This is a genomic window from Actinomadura terrae (genome assembly GCF_022751215.1).
Lineage (GTDB): Bacteria > Actinomycetota > Actinomycetes > Streptosporangiales > Streptosporangiaceae > Spirillospora > Spirillospora terrae.
This window is the reverse complement of the sequence record NZ_JAICDG010000005.1, coordinates 443,209-460,165: the sequence shown is the minus strand read 5'-3', so window position 1 is coordinate 460,165 and position 16,957 is coordinate 443,209. Positions and strand designations below refer to the sequence as shown.

The window sequence follows — 16,957 nt, the reverse complement described above, 5'->3', positions numbered from 1 at the left end:
CACCACTTACCGGGCGCCCCTCCGGGGCGGTCCAGCTGCTCAGCTGTGTTTATTGCAATCTCGGCCCAGCGTGCTCGCCTGGCGGCTCGCACACTGACCAATCTTGTGCGGGCGCGGATCGCTTCGCGATCTTCGCGGTGGGGCCTCGCCTCCGGCGTCGGCCCCACCGCTCAGCTACGCGCCCGCGTGACGGCTGAGGTCGCTGCGCAACACGCCCTCGACCTTCAGCGACTCCCGCACCGGCTCGAACGCCGAGTCGGTTTCGTGGTCGCGCTAGACGGGCTCGGCCTTCAGCAGTTCCCGCACGGGCTCGAAGGCCGAGTTCTTGGGCCAGCGCCGGTCGACGTCGCGGGACAGGGTGGCGACCCGGTCGATGAGGGTGGCGTAGCCGTGGTTGTCGGGGAGCGTGGCGAGAGCCTTCAGTGTCTCGTCGGCGGCGGCGTCCAAGAGCCCGCTCTTGGCCCGGGCCTCGGCCAGGTTGAGCCGAGCGTGGCAGCGTATTACGTGCGCGTTCTCGGGAAGCGTGTTGAGGGCTTCGTGCGTGTGGGCCTCGACCGCCGCGAGAAGCTGTGCGAAGGGCACGAGAGAACGCGCGGCGAACGCGTGGGCCTGAGGCTTGGTCCACGTGCTCAGCGTTGGCGCCTCGGGGTCACCGGCCAGGTGCACCGACTGTTCGACCGCCTGTACGGCTTCCCGGCACTCGTAGCGCTGTGACGCCAGCCTTGCGCGTAGGGCATATACCGGGCCCAGTCTTTGCGCGGACTTACCGTGCTGGCCCGCGATGTACATGCTGGTACGTACGGTGCGGTCCGGAGCGTGCCACCAGATGCCCGCCACGCTCTCGTGGTAGTGGGTGAGGGAGATGAGGTCGTTGTCGCCCGCGATGCGGGCATAGACCCCGGCCGTATCGAACCACTTCGGGCCGTTCTTGCTGTCCATGGTGGTGATCGCGTTGGCCCCCGCGTTGATTGCGGTGCGGGCCTTTAGGGCGGCGACCGCCCTGTTGGTGTGCTGGCCGAGCCCGACGAGGTTGGCCCAGGTGGCGTAGATGGCCACCCGGATCTCGGACGAAGGGCGGAGCGGCTCGTTGACGGCGATCCAGTCGAGTTCGCGGCTGATCCGGTCGAGTTCTTCGGCCAGCGAGCCGCGCTCGTCGAAGAGGCGGGTGTAGGGCGCGACGGCGTTGAGGAGCGGGGCGGCCAGGGCGACCCCAGCGATCTTGGTGGAAGCGGCCAGGATGTCTCGTCGGCTCTCCATGGTTCGAGCATCCGTGCTGCGAGGAAAGATGTCCATGGCTCCGGCCTCCCCGGGCTCTGCCTGGCGTGGGACACCGAATGTAGACGAGTGATCTACGGTGTGTGAGGGATTTCTGGGAAGGACGGCCAGAGCTGTCGTCGTGGTTAGGTAGCTCTGACCAGCGTGGACGGCGGCGGAGGAGTGGGATGAGCATTGGCGGGCCGCTGCGGCGGGTCATGGGCGGGCGCGATCCGGGGGAGGAGCACCGGGCCTCGACGCCGCTTGAGCTGCTGTTCGACCTGACGTTCGTGGTCGCGGTCTCGCAGGCCGCGGCCCAGCTCCACCACGCCCTGGCCGAGGACCACCTCGGCTCGGGGCTGGCGGGGTACGCGGCGGTGTTCTTCGCGATCTGGTGGGCGTGGATGAACTTCACGTGGTTCGCGTCCTCCTATGACACGGACGACGTGTTCTACCGGCTGCTGACGCTCGTCCAGATGGGCGGGGTGCTGGTGCTCGCGTCTGGAGTGGAGGACGCGTTCGACGGCGACTTCAAGCTCGTCGTGGTCGGGTACGTCATCATGCGCGTCGCGCTGATCGCGCAGTGGCTGCGCGCCGCCGCCGAGCATCCCGCCGGACGCGCGGCGGCGTTCCGGTACGCGGCCGGTGTCGCCGTCGTGCAGGCCGGGTGGATCGCGCGGTTGTGGGCCACCGGCGTGTGGGAGCCGGTCACCTTCGTCGCGCTGGTCGTGGCGGAGCTGGCCGTCCCCGCGTGGGCCGAGTTCCGGGGCAACCCGACCAACTGGCATCCCGGCCACATCGCCGAGCGCTACGGGCTGTTCACGATCATCGTGCTCGGGGAGGTCATCCTCGGCACGCAGTCGGCCGTGCGGGCGGCGGTCACCGACCGGGGGCTGTCCGCGCCCGTGCTGCTGATCGCGATCGGCGGGCTGCTGCTGGTCTTCGCGCTCTGGTGGATCTACTTCACCGGCGCGCAGGCCGGGCTCACGACGTTGCGGACGGCGCTGACCTGGGGATATGGGCACTACTTCGTGTTCGCGTCGGTGGCCGCGCTCGGCGCGGGGCTGGAGGTCGCGCTGGAGACCACCGAGCACCACGCGCACCTGACCGAGCGGGCGGCGGGGCTGGCGGTCGCCGTCCCGGTGGTGGTCGTGCTGGCCGTGCTCGGCGTCCTGCACCGGCTGACCGGGACCGGCGCGGTCGGGCACGGGCTGCTGGTCGCGGGCGGGGCGCTGGTGGTGCTGGCGCTCGGCTTCAGTCCGCCTGTGTTCGGGCTCGGCGGCGCCGTGCTCGGGATGGGGCTCGCGGTCGCGTTGACGCTGGCCGCCAACATCGCCGTGCTGCGCCGCGGGACGGGCGGTCAGGGGGCCGCGCGGGGGGCGACGAGCCCGGTGTCGTAGGCGAGGATCACCGCCTGGACGCGGCTGCGGAGCTGGAACTTCTCGAAGATGTTCGCGATGTGCGTCTTGATCGTCGCCTCGCTGACCGTGAGGTGCTCGGCGATCTCGGCGTTGGACAGGCCGCTCGCCATCGCGCGCAGGACGTCCAGCTCGCGGGCGGTGAGGGCGTCCAGGCTCCGGGGGACCGCCGCCTCCTCCGGCTGGGGCTGCTCCTGTTCCGGGATGCGGGCGAAGCGGTCCAGGAGCCTGCGGGTCACGCGCGGGGCGAGGATCGCGTCGCCGGTGGCGACGGTCCTGATCGCGGCGACGAGGGAGTCGGCCGGGCCGTCCTTCACCAGGAAGCCGCTGGCCCCGGCCCGCAGCGCGTCCAGGACGTGGGCGTCGAGGTCGAAGGTGGTCAGGATGATGACCCTGCTCGTGGGCCCGGACCCCGCGATGAGCCGGGTGGCCTCGACGCCGTCCAGCCTCGGCATGCGGATGTCCATCAGGACGATGTCGGGCCGCAGCGCGGCGGTGTCGCGCACGGCGGCCATGCCGTCCGCGGACTCGCCGACCACTTCGATGTCCGGCTCGGTCTCCAGGATGAGCCGGAAACCGGTGCGGATCATCGGCTGGTCATCGACCAGCAGAACACGGATCGGCGGCATCGGGGGTTCCTTCGTTGGCGGACACGGGCACGGGGATGGTGGCGTGCACGCAGAACCCGCCTCCGGGGCGTGGACCTGTCTCCAGTATCCCGCCGACCGCGGCGATCCGCTCGGCCATCCCGACGAGTCCGTGGCCTGTTCTCCGGGACGGGTCGGCCGCGACCGGTTCGCCGTCGCGGCGCTCCCCGTCGTCGCAGATTCGCAGGTTCAGGCGGCGCGGAGCCTCCAGCCAGGAGACGGTCAGCCGGCACTCGGTGGGCCCGGCGTGCTTGAGCGTGTTGGTGAACGCCTCCTGGACGACGCGGTAGGCGGCCAGCTCCGTCCCGGCGGGCAGCGGGACGGGGGCGCCGCTCGCCCGGTACTCGACCCGCAGGCCCGCGGCGCGCATCGACTCGACCAGGTCGGGCAGGGCCGCGATCGTGGGCTGCGGCGGCTGCGGGCACTGGTCGGAGTCCGCGTCGCCCTCGTCGTCGGTCCGCAGCACGTCGAGCAGCCGCCGCAGCTCGGCGACCGTCGCCCGGCCCGTCTCCTCGATCGCGCGGTGCAGCTCGTGCGTCTTGGCCTGGTCGCGCTCCTGCATCCGGTCGGCGGCGATGGTCTGCACCACCATCAGACTGACGTTGTGGGCGACGATGTCGTGCAGCTCGCGGGCGATGCGCGTCCGCTCGTGCGCGACGGCCTCGCGGGCGACCGCCGTCTGCTCGCGGGCGACGGCCGCGGCGCGCCGCACCGCCTCCTGCCCGACGAGGCGGCGCGCGACGAACAGCGTCCCGACCGTCCAGGCGCCGAGGATCAGCACCGCCGCCGCGGACGCGGTCCCGACCCAGTAGGCGCGGGTGAGCAGCGCCTCGGTGACGACGACCGCCACGGACAGGACGAGGAGGAACCACGTCGCCCCGGGCGCGCGCAGCACGGTCAGGAACACCGCGATCGTGATCCCCACGTAGGGCGCGCCGACGGCGGGGCCGCCCCACGGGCCCATCATCGGGTAGATGTAGTCGCAGCCCTGCAAGACCAGGGTCGCGACGCACATCGTGACCACCACCGGCACCGGGCGGAGGCGGTGGACGGCCATCGGCGCCGCGGTCGCCAGCAGGAGCAGCACCGCCCACACGTCCAGCGGCCGTAACTCCTCCTTGCCGGGCGCCTTCCCGGTGACGGTGACGACGCTGCCCACCAGGATCATCACGGCCAGCGGAACGTCGACGGCCATGGGCGGGAGGCGGCGCCGCACGATCGCGTCGAAGAGGCCCATGGCTCGACGGTAGCGCCGGCTCCGGTGGTCGCGCTCTAGTCCTTTCGTGGGAGGGAGGGCGGCTCCTCCTCTTTTCGAACCGCGTCGGGAGGGGCCCAACATCCTCTGCGCGGCCGAAGAAAAACGACCTGCCGCGCTCATACCGTTCATGTCATGAACGGGGAGACGCCACCCGCATTCGCGTGCAGGGCGGGTGATCATGAAGACATGTGAACCGGACATCGACGGCGGGCCGGGCGTCCGCCCTGGCGGGAGGCTGTACGGGCGGGAGTCCGAGACGGCTGCCCTCACCTCCGCGCTGGACGCCGCCGAGCGCGGGCTGCGGATGCTCTCGCTCGAAGGCGCGGCGGGCGCCGGCCGGAGCGCGCTGCTCGCCGCCGTCCGCGACGACGCCCGGCGGCGCGGCTGGACGCTGCTGGCCGGACGCGCCACGATCCTGGAGACCGCCAACGACTTCGGCGTGCTGCGGCAGATCCTCGCCGGGCTGCCCGCGCCGCCGGACGGGCGGCCCGCCACCGCGCTCGCCGCGCGCGGCGGGGACGCCTCGCCGTTCGAGGTGTTCGAGCGGGTGTCGGCCCACCTGTGCGGGGTCACCCGCGGCGGCCCGACGCTGATCACGCTGGACGACGCGCAGTGGTGCGACGCGCTGACGCTGCGCTGGCTCGCCCACCTCGCGCACCGCAGCGTCGACCGGCCGCTCGCGATCGTGCTCGCCCGCTCGCCGGGCGAGAGCGGCGAGCGGCGGCTGCTGCTGGACGAGTTGGTCGCGGCGAGTGAGCGGCGGGTGCTGCGGCCGCTGACGCCCGCGCAGGTCAGGCAGTGGATCACCGATGTCATGGGGGCCCGCCCCGACGAGGCGTTCGCCGAGCGGTGTCACCGCGCGACGCGCGGCAACGCGGCGCTGCTGGCCTCGCTGCTGCCCGCGCTCGCGGTGCGGTCCGTCCCGCCGGTGCGGGCGTCGGCGGGCTCGATCGAGAGCATGGGCGTGATGGCGGGCCGCCGGATGCTGCCGTGGATCATGCGGGGCGGGCCGGAGGCGCTGGCCGTCGCGCAGGCGGTGGTCGTGCTCGGCGACGACAGCGAGCCGGTGCTGGTCGCCAAGCTCGCGGGCCTGGAGCTGGACGAGGCCGCCGCCGCGCTCGACCGGCTGATCGAGCTCGGCATCCTGTCCGACAGCACGCCGCTGCGCTACGTCCATCCGCTGGTGCGGGCGGCCGTGGACGCGCAGATCTCCACCGGCCTGCGGACCTCGCAGCGGCTGCGCGCGGCCCGCATGGTCCGCGACCACCACGCCGAGCCGGAGCGGGCCGCCGACCACCTGATGGCCGTCGAGATGCTCGGCGAGCCGTGGGCGCTCGACACGCTCCGCGCCGCCGCCGCGAACGCGCTGGACGGCGGCCTGCCGCAGCGCGCGCTCGGCTACCTGCGCCGCGCGCTCGCCGAGCCGATGAGCGAATCCGTCCGCGCGGAGTTACTGGCCGACATCGGCGCGGCGGAGATCGGCGCGGGCGTCCCCGGCGGGGAGCGGACGCTGCTGGAGGCGCTCGGGCTGGCGGACGAGCCGTCCCTGCGGGCCCGGATCGGCGCCGAGCTGGCCCGCCTGCACGCGTGTGCCGGGCGTCCGCTGAACACGGCGCTGAAGGTCGTCGAGGAGGTGCGGTCGCTGGTGCCGCCCGAGCGCGGCGAGGTGGCGGTCGAGGTGGAGCTGGGCGCGTTCGTCGCGTACGCGGCGTCCGCAGACGCCGACGAGTTCGTCGAGCGGCGGCTCCCGGACCTCGCGGAACTGGCCGCAGGCGACGCCCGGCTGAGCGCACTGACCGGCATCGCCGACGCGTGGACCGACACCCGGCACGGCCGCGAGCGCGCGGCGAGCGTGCGGCGCGCAAAGGCCGCGATGCGGGCCATCGACCCGCACCGGACGTGGGAGGCGCGGCTCGGGATGCTGGCGCATTGCGTCCTGCTCAGCGCCGACCAGGACGGCACGGCCTGGGATCCGGACGAGAGCGGCGGCCACTCCACGCGCTGCCAGACCGTGCCGGGCGGCGCGGCGCTCATCGCCTACGCGCGCGGATGCGTCCTGCACGGCCGCGGCGCGCTCCGCGAGGCGCGGGCGGAGCTCGACGCGGCGCTGGAGGCCCCGTTCGACGTCGGCACGGCCGCGGCGGCGCGGCTGACGCGCGTCCTGACCGACCTCGGCGATCTGGACGCGGCCGACCAGCTGCTCCGCGACCGCGCCGCGCTGTCGCACGCGTCGCCCGCCTGGGCCGCCGCCGTGTTCGCGTTCGCGAGGGCGTCGCTGGCGATGGCCCGCGACCAGCACGAGGACGCGCTGGAGGCGTTCCTGGAGACGGGCGAGACGCTGCGCCCGCTCGGCATCGCCAACCCGGCGCTGTCGGCGTGGCGGTCGGGGGCCGCGCGGTGCGCCGCCGTGCTCGGCGACACGCGGGCGGCGGCGTCGCTGGCCGCGGAGGAGCTCGCGCTGGCCCGCCGGTGGGGCGCGCCGCGTCCGTTGAGCGCCGCGCTCGCCGCGTCCGCCGTGGTCAACGCGGACCCCGACGCGGCGCGCGAGGCCGTCGCCGTCCTCGACCCGCTGGAGGACGCCGGGCTGCACCGCGCGGCGGCGCTGATCGACCTCGGCGCCGTCCTGCTGCGCGGCGGCGACACCGAGCGGGCCCACGAGCGCCTCCAGGACGGGTTCGCGCTGGCCCACGAGATCGGCGCGCGGCCGCTCTGGCTGCGCGCGGCCCGCCACCTGCGCCGTGCGGGCGGCAAGCCCGACCTCGGGCGGCTCAGCGGCGTCAGCGCGCTCACCGCGCAGGAGCGCGCCGCCGCCGACCGCGCCGCCTCCGGCGCCACCAACCGCCAGATCGCCGAGGAGATGGTGCTGACCCAGCGCACCGTCGAGCAGTACCTCACCAGCGCCTACCGCAAGCTCGGCATCACCGGGCGCCGCCAGCTCGCCGCCGCCCTCTCCGCCTGAGCCCCGATTTCCGTCCCATGGAGCGGTCATGACGCATGTCGTCGTTCCCCAAGCCCTGATCGACCGGCGCGACCCGGTCCGGCTCGTCGTCAGCGGCGGCGGCAGCGGCGGCCACACGTTCCCCGCCGTCGCGGTCGTGCGGGCGGCGCGGACCGCGTTCCGCGCCCACGGCCTGGAGCTCCAGCCGTTCTGGGTGGGCGGCGAGCGCGGCGTCGAGGCCAAGGTCGCGGCGGAGGAGGGCGTGCCGTTCACCGCGATCCCCACCGGCGGAACGTTCCGCGGAAGTAACCGGCTCTCCCGGCTGTCGTCCGCCGTGGGCCGGGTGCCGGTCGGGGTGCGGGAGGCGGTCAACATCGTCCGGGGGATTCGTCCCCACGCCGTGCTGTGCACCGGTGGGTACGCGTCGGTGCCGGTCGGGCTGGCGGCGCGGCTCTGCCACCGGCCGCTGCTCGTCCACGAGCAGGCGGTGCGGGTGGAGCTCGCCAACCGGATCACGATGCGGGGTGCGGCGCGCGTCGCGCTCAGCGCCGAGCCGACCATGGACCTGCTCCCCGAGCGGCTGCGCGGGCGCGCGGTGGTGACCGGCAACCCGCTGCGTCCGGGCCTCGCGGACGGCGACGCGCGGGCCGCGCCCGCACGGCTGGGCTGGGACGGCTGGACGCCCTCGCTGCCGACCGTCTACGTCACCGGCGGCTCCCGGGGCGCGCGCCACATCAACGAGCTGGTCACCGCGGCCCTGCCCGAGCTGCTGCGCTACGCCAACGTGTTCCACCAGGCGGGCGCGGAGCCGGCCGGGCCGGTGCCGGCGGCGGTCGAGCGGCTGCCGCCCGACCTGCGTCCCCGGTATCTCGCGCGCGGGTTCGTCGGCGAGGAGCTCGCCGACCTGCTCGCCCTCGCCGATGTCGTGGTCTCGGGCGGCGGCTGCGGGACGGTCGGCGAGCTGACCGCGCTCGGCAAGCCGTCGGTGCTCGTGCTGCCCGCCCGCCCGGCCGGGGACGAGCGGCGCCGCAACGCCGAGCACCTCGCCGCGCACGGCGCCGCCCGCGTGCTGGTCGGGGAGGAGGCGGCGCCCGCGCGACTGGTCGGGGAGCTGGCGCTGCTGCTGACCGATCCGCTGCGCCGCTCGGAGATGTCGGCGATGGCGCGCCGCCTCGGCCGGCCGGGCGCCGCCGCCGCGCTGACCAACGAGGTCCTCGCGCTCTGCGCGGCGGCGTCATGAGCTGCGATCGGGCCGGCCGATGCCCGGTGCGGGGAGCCGGAACCCCCGGTGCGGCCGCGCCGAATGCCCGGTATCCCGGTGTGTTTACCCCGTTTTACGATCTGGCGCAGACGGGTGGCGGCGAAGCCGGACGGGAGACCATGCAGGCGATCACTGGACTCCTGAGGGGGGAGTACCGTCCCGTCGTCGGGGGCGATCGGGACGGTACCTGGAGGCCGGAACCGCCCACGGCGGTCGTCGAGACCGCCGTGGGCGGGGCCGGTGGGCCCCGCCGGACGGCGCGGCCCGTCCCGTGATCCCGCTGACCCTGCACGAGATCGCGCTGGCGGTCGGCGGAACGGTGCACGGCGCCCCGGCGCCCGGGCCCACCGTCACCGGGCCCGTCGTCGCCGACCCGCGGGACGCCACCGCCGGCGCGCTGTTCGTGGCCCTCGCCGGGCGGCGGGGAGACGGGCACGACCTCGCCGAGCGCGCCTACGCCTTCGGCGCGTGCGCGGTGCTCGGCACCCGCGCCGTCGACGGGCCGTGCGTCGTCGTCGACGAGGTCGTCTCCGCGCTGACCGACCTCGCCATGTTCGTCCGGGACATGCTGGACCTGGTCGTCATCGGCGTCACGGGGTCGGTCGGCAAGACCACGACCAAGGACCTGCTCGCCCAGATCCTCGAACGCGAGGCGCCGACGGTGGCCAGCACCGGCTCGCGGGACGACGAGGTCGGGCTGCCGCTGACGGTGCTGCGCGCCGACCGGTGGACGCGCTACCTCGTCCTGGAGATGGGGGCGGCGCGTCCGGGCGACATCACCCATCTCGCGTGGGTGGCGCGCCCCCAGTTCGGGCTGGTGCTGAACGTCGGGCCCGCGCACCTGCTCACGCTCGGCGGGATCGTCGGCGTCGCGCGGGCGAAGACCGAGCTGGTGCGGGCGCTGCCCCCGGCGGGGGAGGGCGGCCTCGCGTTCCTCAACGCCGACGACGCGGCCGTGGCGTCCATGGAGGGCGCGACGTCGGCGGGCGTCGTCACCTACGGGACGGACGCCGGCGCGGCCGTCCGGGCGGTCGGCGTCACGGTCGACGGCGCCGGGCACGCGTCGTTCATCCTGCACACGCCGTCCGGCGCGGCGGTCGTGCGGCTGGGGCTGCCCGGCGAGCACCAGGTCGGCAACGCGCTGGCCGCCGCGAGCGTCGCCGACGTCCTCGGCGTCACGACCCGGCGGATCGCGGCGCGGCTGAGCAGCGCCGCGCCGCGCTCGCCGAACCGGTTCCAACTGGTCGAGCGGGACGACGGCGTCACGGTCATCGACGACGCCTGCCACGCCAACCCCGTCTCCATGCGCGCCGCGCTGCGCACGCTGGCGACGATGTCGGCCGGACGCCGGACGATCGCCGTCCTCGGCGAGATGACCGGGCAGGCCGGGGAGACGGCACGGGAGCACGCCGCCGTCGGCAGGCTCGCCGCCGAACTGGGCGTCGCGATCCTCGTCGTGGTCGGGTCGGGGGAGGGGCCCGAGGCCCTGTCCGAGGCCGCCCGCCGGGCGGGCGTGGTCACCCACGCGCTGCCGCGCCGCCGGGACGTGGTGCACCTGCTGCGCGTGCTGCTGCGGCCGTCCGACCTCGTGCTGGTGAAGGCGTCGGACGAGGTGGGCCTGTCCGCGGTCGCGACGGCGCTGCGGGACCCGCGCCCCTGATCGTCAGTAGACGGCGACTCCGAAGGCGCTGAGGACCGGGCTGATCGGCTGGAAGTAGGACGAGGTGCCGCCGACGCAGCCACCGGAGGTCCCGATCTCCATCCCGACCGCTCTGCCGTCGGTGAAGTAGGGCGCGCCCGGGAGCTCGCTCGCGCAGATGCTCGTCCGCGAGACGCCGTTGATCACTCCGTCCGGGAGGTTGATGGTCTGGTTGACCGCCGTGACGGACCCGCAGACCACGTGGCTCACCGGGCCGCTGCGGCAGACCCGCTGGCCGACGGACGGCATCCCCGCCGACGTGATCTCCAGTGAGCCGGGATAGGTGTGGACGGTGCCGGGCTGCTGCTTCTTCGGGTCCACGTACTGGGCGAGCGCGACCTTGAAGCCGCCGCCCATGACCTGGGCGACCGTGCCGAGCGGGACGGTCCGGGCCTCGTCGGCGTAGATGTGCAGGCCGCCCTGCGCGCAGCCGCCCGCGGTGAGGAAGTAGTAGCTGCCGTTCCTGACCACGTTGAACCCGATCACGCAGCGCGCGCCGTTGCTCCCGAAGATCGCCCGCCCGCCCTCCGGCGGCGGCGGGGCGGTGGTCGCGCCGGCGGCCGTGCCGGGGACGAGCAGGCTCAGGGCGGTCGCGACACACGCGAAGATCACAGAAATGCGGGCTCTCACGGGGCCTCCTACCGGGGGGCTGTTCTTCCGGAATAGTGCGGAAAAGGCGCGGCCCCCGGCAAGGGGAGGAACTGCCAAGGTTGGCTGCCGCCTTGTATCAAAATCAGGTGATCGTCAATTTTCGGTCAACGGCGGCGCATGTCGATTCCGCGTGTCGTAATAAGTCGAGCCGCGCGCTTACTGATCTTCGTCCCGGGTGAAGACGCAGGTGGACCGGCAATTCGCTGAATTTGGGGACGGCATGGCAAAGGTGAGGCGCGAGCACAACGGGCACGACCGGGCGGCGGGCCCGGAGGTGCTGTCGTCGCAGGACTACGCGGTCGAGCAGCACTACGACGCCAGCGGGCGCAGTTTCGGGGGCGCGAGTTGCGGCGCGCCCGCCGAGGGACTGGAACAGCACGTGTGCATGGGCCTGAACGCCTGCAACGCCTTCGACATCGACGGCGGGGCCGTGATGGCGGGAACCGGGAACTGCGCGACCGTCCGCCATGTCTGCCACGGCGAGGGGCAGTGCCGCGGGCAGGGCGGCTGCGGCTACGCCGGAAGCGACGAGCAGCAGTGGCGGCCCGGGGAGCAGTCGTGCCGGTTCAACGGGAGCTGCGCGAGCCCGCTCAACGTCAGCCGCGTGTTCAGCGCCGGGCCGATGAAGGGCCGGAGCGTGTGGATGCAGGCCCGGCGGCTCATGGAGGACCGCATGTACCGGTCGGGGCTCGCCTTCGGCCCGTCCCCGGGCGACGGGATTCCCGACGACCTGCTGCCCGAGTACGACGTCGACGACGGCCAGGACCTGGTGGGCCCGGTGGGGCGGCGCGGCGCCGCGTCCGGGGACGGGGCGCGCAAGCGCGCGGCGGGCGACGGCGCGCGCCGCAAGAGCACCGCCAAGACCCGGAGGGCCGCGCCGAGGAAGGCCCGGTGACCTGGGCCGACGCTGCCACGAACACGTTGGGGTTCGGGATCGGGCTGCGCGGGCCGCACATGGACCACGTCCGGCGGCACCGGCCGGACGTCGGCTTCTTCGAGGTGATCTCGGAGAACTTCATGGACTGCGCGGGCGGCCGCCGCCGCGCCCTGGAGGCGATCGCCGAGCACTACCCGATCGCGCTGCACGGGGTCTCGCTGTCGATCGGCGGCACCGACCCGCTCGACCTCGGCTACCTGGCGCGGCTGCGCGACCTGGCCGCGGCGGTGCGGGCGCCGCTCGTCTCCGACCACGTCTGCTGGACGGGGGTCATGGGCCGCAACACCCACGACCTGCTCCCGCTCCCCTTCACCGAGGCGGCGCTGGCGCACGTGGTGCAACGCGTCCGGATCGCGCAGGACGTCCTGGAACGCAGGCTGGTGCTGGAGAACCCGAGCACCTATGTCGGGTTCACCGCCTCGACGATGCCCGAGCAGGAGTTCATGACCCGGCTGGCCGAGGACGCCGGCTGCGGGCTGCTGCTGGACGTCAACAACGTCTACGTCTCGGCGACCAACCACGACTTCGACCCGGTCGACTATCTCGACGCGCTGCCGCTGGAGCGCGTCGAGCAGATCCATCTGGCCGGGCACGCCGATCACGGGACCCACCTCATCGACACCCACGACCGTCCGGTCACCGACGCCGTCTGGGACCTCTACCGGCTCGTCACCGAACGCGCCGGGCCGATTCCCACGCTGCTCGAATGGGACGACCGGCTCCCGGAATTCCCCGTCCTGGAGGCCGAACTCGACAAGGCGAGGCTCGCCGCCGCCGGACGCGACCCGGTCTCGGCCCTTCAGGGTGCCCCGGATGCCTGAACCGGCGGCGGAACTGGCCGGAATCCAGCGGTGGATGCAGGCCGCCATTCTCGGCGACGACACGGCCGACGGCGTCGAGGAACTGCTCACGACATCCTCCGCGCTCACCGCGCGGCAGCGGCTCGGGATCTACTGGCGCGGCTACCGGCTCCGGCTGCTGGAGAACATGCGCGGCCTGCACCCCGGGCTGACCCGGCTGCTCGGCGAGGACATGTTCGACCGGTTCGCCCTCGACTACCTGGACGCGCGGCCGTCCCAGGCGTACACGCTCACCCGCCTGGACGAGGAGTTCGCCGACCACCTCGCGGCGACCCGGCCGGACGACGCGGCGCACCGCGAGCGCTGGCCCGACCTCATCATCGACATGGCCCGGCTGGAGCGGATCATCACGGAGGTCGTCGAGGGCCCCGGCACCGAGGACGGCCCCGTCCTGCACCCGGACGACCTCCCGCCGACCCCCGACCTGCGCCTGGAGCCGGCGCCGTGCCTGCGGCTGCCGGTCTTCGCCTTCCCCGTCAACGAGTACCTGGCGGCCGTCCGGCGCGGCGAGGACCCCGAGCCGCCCGCGCCGCGTCCGGTGGCGCTGGCGGTCAGCCGCCGCGACTACCGGGTCGTGATGCGCGAACTCGACCCCGCCGCGCACCGGGCGCTGCGGGCGCTGGCCGGGGGCGCGACGGTGGGCGAAGCCCTCGCGGGCCCGGCCCCGGACGCGCTCCGCCGCTGGGCCGCACTCGGCTACTTCACCCGCGCGTACCGCGTACCGGAACACCCGAAAGAGAGGGCGACACGATGACCACCGCCACGACCAGGACGAAGTCCGGCAAGACCGCCTCCAAGACACAGTCCAGGACGCAGACGAAGACGAAGGCGAAGGCACGGGCCACGGCGGCCAAGACGAGGAAGGACGCGCGGAAGGCGGGCGACCGGCTGGTGCGGACGCGGCCGATCCGGCAGCTCGACCCGGCGGCCGGCATCAAGACCGTGGGCGACCTGGCCGACCACCTGTACGTCGCCGCGCAGGTGGAGCTGTCCACGATCCCGATGTACCTGTTCGCCGCGTACTCGATCAGGACGCGCGGGCACTCGCAGTGGGCCGCGCCGCGCGGCGTGCTGCGCTCGCTGATCGGGATCTCGATCGAGGAGATGCTGCACCTGTCGCTGGTGCGCAACCTGATGGTCGCCATCGGGTACGGCGACGACATCTCCTTCTACGACGAGGACTTCATCCCGTCCTACCCGAGCACGATGCTGAACCGCTACAACCCCGAGGACCCGGACGGCCCGGAGATCGTCCTCACCCTGGAGCGCCTGTCCAGGGACCAGGTCGGCACGTTCCGCCGGGTCGAGATGCCCGACGACATCGACCTCGGCGCGACCGCGTTCGCGCGGCACCCGGAGGACATCGGCCAGTACCGGAGCCTCGGCGAGTTCTACCGCGCGATCGAACAGGGCTTCATCGATCTGGAGGACGAGATCGAGTGGGCGGTCGACGACGTGCGCAAGCAGTACAAGCGCGGGTTCTGGAACGAGTTCGGCAACGGCAAGCCGATCCGCGTCCACAACCTCGCCACCGCCCGGCAGGCGCTGCGGATCATCATCGAGCAGGGCGAGGGCACGATCACCGACCACAAGACGATCGAGGTCAGGCCCGGCGTCGAGGACTACACCCACTACGAGAAGTTCGTCCGCATCCAGGACGGCATCGAGGGCATCGGCGCGGTCGACGGCGGACGCGACCACGAGATCGGCATCGACGACCCGGAGGCGACCTACCCGGTCGTCGCCGACCCGCGCGTCGAGGACTTCGACGGCCAGCCGGGCGTCCAGAGCCTGATGACGCTGTTCAACGCCGCCTACTGCTACACGCTGTGCCTGCTGGACGAGACCTACGCGCATTCCACCGACGACGTGAAGACCAGGAAGTTCCCGGGCACCGGCCGCGAGGAGATGTTCAGCCACCGGTACGGGCTCGAACGCAACGACGTCGCCGCGATGCAGGGCATCCTCTACCCCCTCGCGCAGGCGCTGGTCACGACGCCGATCCTGGACGGCGGGCACAAGGGCGAGCACGCCGCGCCCTCGTTCGAGTTCTACGACTTCGACGCGGACGAGTTCGGGCGCACCAAGAAGCAGCAGCTCGTCGACCTGTGCGCGGACGCCATCGAGCACTTCCCGATTCTCGGCGGCCCGGACGGCGTCGAACGGCAGATCGGGCTGCTCATGGACATCTGACATCCGGGGGCCTGAGTCCACCGTCGAGGTGGTGCCAGGCCCCGTGACCGCGTTCCGCGCCCTCCCTACGTTGTTGGTCATTCGCGATCGAGGAGCCTGAATGACCGAGCACACCAGGAGGAACGTCCTGTGGGGCGGGCTGGCCGCGACGGCGGCGGGAATCGCGGCGCCCGCCCTGGGGACCGCCCCGGCGGAGGCCGCCGCGCCCTTCACGTCACCGCCGCCTCCGGCGTCCGAGGTCGGACGCGGTGACCCGCGCTACCCGTCCCTCGCCGGGCGCGGCTACAACCGGCGGTTCGTCGGCGACCCCGAGCACGTCTGGGTGGTCGGGACGACCGAGGACGTCGTCCGGGCGGTGCAGAAGGCCGTCGACACCGGGAAGCGGGTGACGGTCCGCAGCGGTGGCCACGGTTTCGAGGGGTTCGTCGGCGATCCCGCCGTCCAGGTCGTCGTGGACACCTCCGCCATGACCGGCGTCTACTACGACGCCTCCCGCCGCGCCTTCGCCGTGGAGGCGGGCGCCCTGCTCGGCGACGTGTACCGCAGGCTCTACCTGGGGTGGGGCGTCACGATTCCCGCCGGGTGGTGCCCGACGGTCGGCGCGGGCGGGCACGTGCCGGGCGGCGGCTTCGGACCCCTGTCGCGCATGCTGGGCCTGGCCGTCGACCACCTCCACGGCGTCGAGGTGGTGGTCGTGGGCCGGGACGGGCGGGCCCGCGGCGTCGTCGCGACGGCCGACGCGTCCGACCCGAACCGGGACCTGTGGTGGGCGCACACCGGCGGCGGGGGCGGCACGTTCGGCATCGTCACCCGCTACTGGTTCCGCACGCCGGGCGCGCGCGGCGACGACCCGTCCCGGCTGCTGCCCGCGCCGCCGTCGACGGCGCTGACCTTCTCCGTCGACTGGGACTGGAAGAAGATCGACAAAGCGGGGTTCGAGCGGCTCGTCCGCAACCACGGCACGTGGGTGGAGCGCAACAGCGCCCCGGGCTCTCCGGCGACCGCCCTCTACAGCGAACTCCAGCTGAGCCGTGCGGCGTTCGGGACGATCGGCATGATCGGCCAGGTCGCCGCCGGGTCGGGGCTGCCCGCCGCCGAGCGGCTGCTCGACGACCACATCGCCGCGATCAACGAGGGCGTGCCGGTCACGCCGGTCCGGACGGTGCGCGGGCGCGACTGGCTCGCCGCCGCGCTGGCCGGGTCCCCGGGCGACCCCGGGCCGCTCTACCGGCTGAAGGTGAAGTCGGCCTACCTGCGCCGCCGCCTGACCGACCGGCAGATCGACGTCCTGCACCGCCACCTGACCCGGACCGACTACGACCACCCGGGCGCGTTCCTCAGCCTCTACACCTTCGGCGGGCAGGTGAACACCGCCCGCCCGGACGCGACGGCGGCGCCGCACCGCGACACGATCATGAAGGTGTTCCTCATCAACGGGTGGGAGGACGTCGCCGACGACGCCCGGCACATCGCGTTCACGCGCGAGGTCTACCGCGACCTCTTCGCGGACACCGGCGGCGTGCCCGCCGCCGACGACGGCGCGTTCATCAACTACCCCGACACCGACCTCGCGGACCCGGCCCTGAACAACGGCGCGCCGTGGCACGTCCTGTACTTCCGGGACAATTACCCGCGGCTCCAGCAGATCAAGGCGAAATGGGATCCGCACGACGTCTTCCGCCACGCGCTGTCCGTCCGCGCCACGTGAGCGCGTACCGCAGAGGCTCGAAAAGTGTCCTATGTGGTGCGTCGATTGCGCCTTGCGCGCAGCGGCGTAACGTGGGACTACACGGCGCCGTGGACGCAGCGGAGGCTGGACCCCAACAACCTGGCCACGATGG

General features: G+C 73.5%; 13 protein-coding genes. 9 read left to right on the top strand and 4 right to left on the bottom strand.

Annotated features, from left to right (window positions below):
• Positions 1–273: 273 nt before the first annotated feature.
• The gene (locus K2F47_RS31095; protein WP_242909463.1) at positions 274–1,293 is read right to left on the bottom strand and encodes a hypothetical protein; all 1,020 of its coding nucleotides are present in this window, start codon (positions 1,291–1,293) and stop codon (positions 274–276) included.
• Between the two features lie 149 nt (positions 1,294–1,442).
• Here K2F47_RS31095 and K2F47_RS31090 point away from each other — a divergent pair, with 149 nt between their 5' ends.
• Positions 1,443–2,654 carry a low temperature requirement protein A gene (locus K2F47_RS31090; RefSeq protein WP_242909462.1) on the top strand — a complete coding sequence of 404 codons (1,212 nt, stop codon included), beginning with the start codon at positions 1,443–1,445 and terminating at the stop codon, positions 2,652–2,654.
• On the opposite strand, the gene K2F47_RS31085 is transcribed toward K2F47_RS31090, so the two are convergent.
• A complete protein-coding gene (locus K2F47_RS31085) occupies positions 2,615–3,301 on the bottom strand; it encodes a response regulator (protein ID WP_242909461.1) in 687 nt (228 codons plus the stop codon). The genes K2F47_RS31090 and K2F47_RS31085 overlap by 40 nt on opposite strands.
• Positions 3,270–4,556, bottom strand: a complete 1,287-nt coding sequence (locus K2F47_RS31080; RefSeq protein WP_242909460.1) for a sensor histidine kinase — start codon at positions 4,554–4,556, stop codon at positions 3,270–3,272. The genes K2F47_RS31085 and K2F47_RS31080 overlap by 32 nt, the downstream gene beginning before the upstream one ends.
• Positions 4,557–4,755: 199 nt before the next feature.
• On the opposite strand from K2F47_RS31080, the gene K2F47_RS31075 reads away from it, so the two are divergent.
• The 3 genes from K2F47_RS31075 to K2F47_RS31065 all read left to right on the top strand — a co-directional run bounded on the left by K2F47_RS31075 (position 4,756) and on the right by K2F47_RS31065 (position 10,436).
• Positions 4,756–7,536, top strand: a complete 2,781-nt coding sequence (locus tag K2F47_RS31075; RefSeq protein ID WP_242909458.1) for an AAA family ATPase — start codon at positions 4,756–4,758, stop codon at positions 7,534–7,536.
• 28 nt (positions 7,537–7,564) lie between these two features.
• Positions 7,565–8,755 carry a UDP-N-acetylglucosamine--N-acetylmuramyl-(pentapeptide) pyrophosphoryl-undecaprenol N-acetylglucosamine transferase gene (locus K2F47_RS31070; protein WP_242909456.1) on the top strand — a complete coding sequence of 397 codons (1,191 nt, stop codon included), beginning with the start codon at positions 7,565–7,567 and terminating at the stop codon, positions 8,753–8,755.
• A gap of 292 nt (positions 8,756–9,047) precedes the next feature.
• Positions 9,048–10,436, top strand: a complete 1,389-nt coding sequence (locus K2F47_RS31065) for a UDP-N-acetylmuramoyl-tripeptide--D-alanyl-D-alanine ligase (RefSeq protein WP_242909454.1) — start codon at positions 9,048–9,050, stop codon at positions 10,434–10,436.
• 3 nt (positions 10,437–10,439) lie between these two features.
• Here K2F47_RS31065 and K2F47_RS31060 read toward each other — a convergent pair whose 3' ends face one another.
• Positions 10,440–11,105, bottom strand: a complete 666-nt coding sequence (locus K2F47_RS31060; protein ID WP_242909452.1) for a S1 family peptidase — start codon at positions 11,103–11,105, stop codon at positions 10,440–10,442.
• Positions 11,106–11,346: 241 nt separating this feature from the next.
• Between K2F47_RS31060 and K2F47_RS31055 the strand changes: the two genes are divergently transcribed.
• The 5 genes from K2F47_RS31055 to K2F47_RS31035 all read left to right on the top strand — a co-directional run bounded on the left by K2F47_RS31055 (position 11,347) and on the right by K2F47_RS31035 (position 16,824).
• Positions 11,347–12,021 carry a hypothetical protein gene (locus K2F47_RS31055; RefSeq protein ID WP_242909450.1) on the top strand — a complete coding sequence of 225 codons (675 nt, stop codon included), beginning with the start codon at positions 11,347–11,349 and terminating at the stop codon, positions 12,019–12,021.
• Positions 12,018–12,884 (top strand): MNIO family bufferin maturase, encoded by an 867-nt coding sequence (bufB, locus tag K2F47_RS31050; RefSeq protein WP_242909448.1) that lies wholly within the window; start codon positions 12,018–12,020, stop codon positions 12,882–12,884. The genes K2F47_RS31055 and bufB overlap by 4 nt, the downstream gene beginning before the upstream one ends.
• Complete coding sequence (locus K2F47_RS31045) at positions 12,877–13,677, top strand: HvfC/BufC N-terminal domain-containing protein (protein ID WP_242909446.1); 801 nt, start codon at positions 12,877–12,879, stop codon at positions 13,675–13,677. The genes bufB and K2F47_RS31045 overlap by 8 nt, the downstream gene beginning before the upstream one ends.
• The gene (locus K2F47_RS31040) at positions 13,674–15,116 is read left to right on the top strand and encodes a ferritin-like domain-containing protein (RefSeq protein ID WP_242909445.1); all 1,443 of its coding nucleotides are present in this window, start codon (positions 13,674–13,676) and stop codon (positions 15,114–15,116) included. Before K2F47_RS31045 ends, K2F47_RS31040 begins: the two co-directional genes overlap by 4 nt.
• A 100-nt stretch (positions 15,117–15,216) precedes the next feature.
• A complete protein-coding gene (locus K2F47_RS31035; RefSeq protein WP_242909443.1) occupies positions 15,217–16,824 on the top strand; it encodes an FAD-binding oxidoreductase in 1,608 nt (535 codons plus the stop codon).
• Positions 16,825–16,957 lie beyond the last annotated feature (133 nt).

Bases quoted from the DNA above. Each gene is read 5' to 3' on its own strand.
- K2F47_RS31095 (WP_242909463.1), bottom strand. From the start codon at position 1,293: ATGGACATCTTTCCTCGCAGCACGGATGCTCGAACCATGGAGAGCCGA.
- K2F47_RS31090 (WP_242909462.1), top strand. From the start codon at position 1,443: ATGAGCATTGGCGGGCCGCTGCGGCGGGTCATGGGCGGGCGCGATCCG.
- K2F47_RS31085 (WP_242909461.1), bottom strand. From the start codon at position 3,301: ATGCCGCCGATCCGTGTTCTGCTGGTCGATGACCAGCCGATGATCCGC.
- K2F47_RS31080 (WP_242909460.1), bottom strand. From the start codon at position 4,556: ATGGGCCTCTTCGACGCGATCGTGCGGCGCCGCCTCCCGCCCATGGCC.
- K2F47_RS31075 (WP_242909458.1), top strand. From the start codon at position 4,756: ATGAAGACATGTGAACCGGACATCGACGGCGGGCCGGGCGTCCGCCCT.
- K2F47_RS31070 (WP_242909456.1), top strand. From the start codon at position 7,565: ATGACGCATGTCGTCGTTCCCCAAGCCCTGATCGACCGGCGCGACCCG.
- K2F47_RS31055 (WP_242909450.1), top strand. From the start codon at position 11,347: ATGGCAAAGGTGAGGCGCGAGCACAACGGGCACGACCGGGCGGCGGGC.
- K2F47_RS31045 (WP_242909446.1), top strand. From the start codon at position 12,877: ATGCCTGAACCGGCGGCGGAACTGGCCGGAATCCAGCGGTGGATGCAG.
- K2F47_RS31040 (WP_242909445.1), top strand. From the start codon at position 13,674: ATGACCACCGCCACGACCAGGACGAAGTCCGGCAAGACCGCCTCCAAG.
- K2F47_RS31035 (WP_242909443.1), top strand. From the start codon at position 15,217: ATGACCGAGCACACCAGGAGGAACGTCCTGTGGGGCGGGCTGGCCGCG.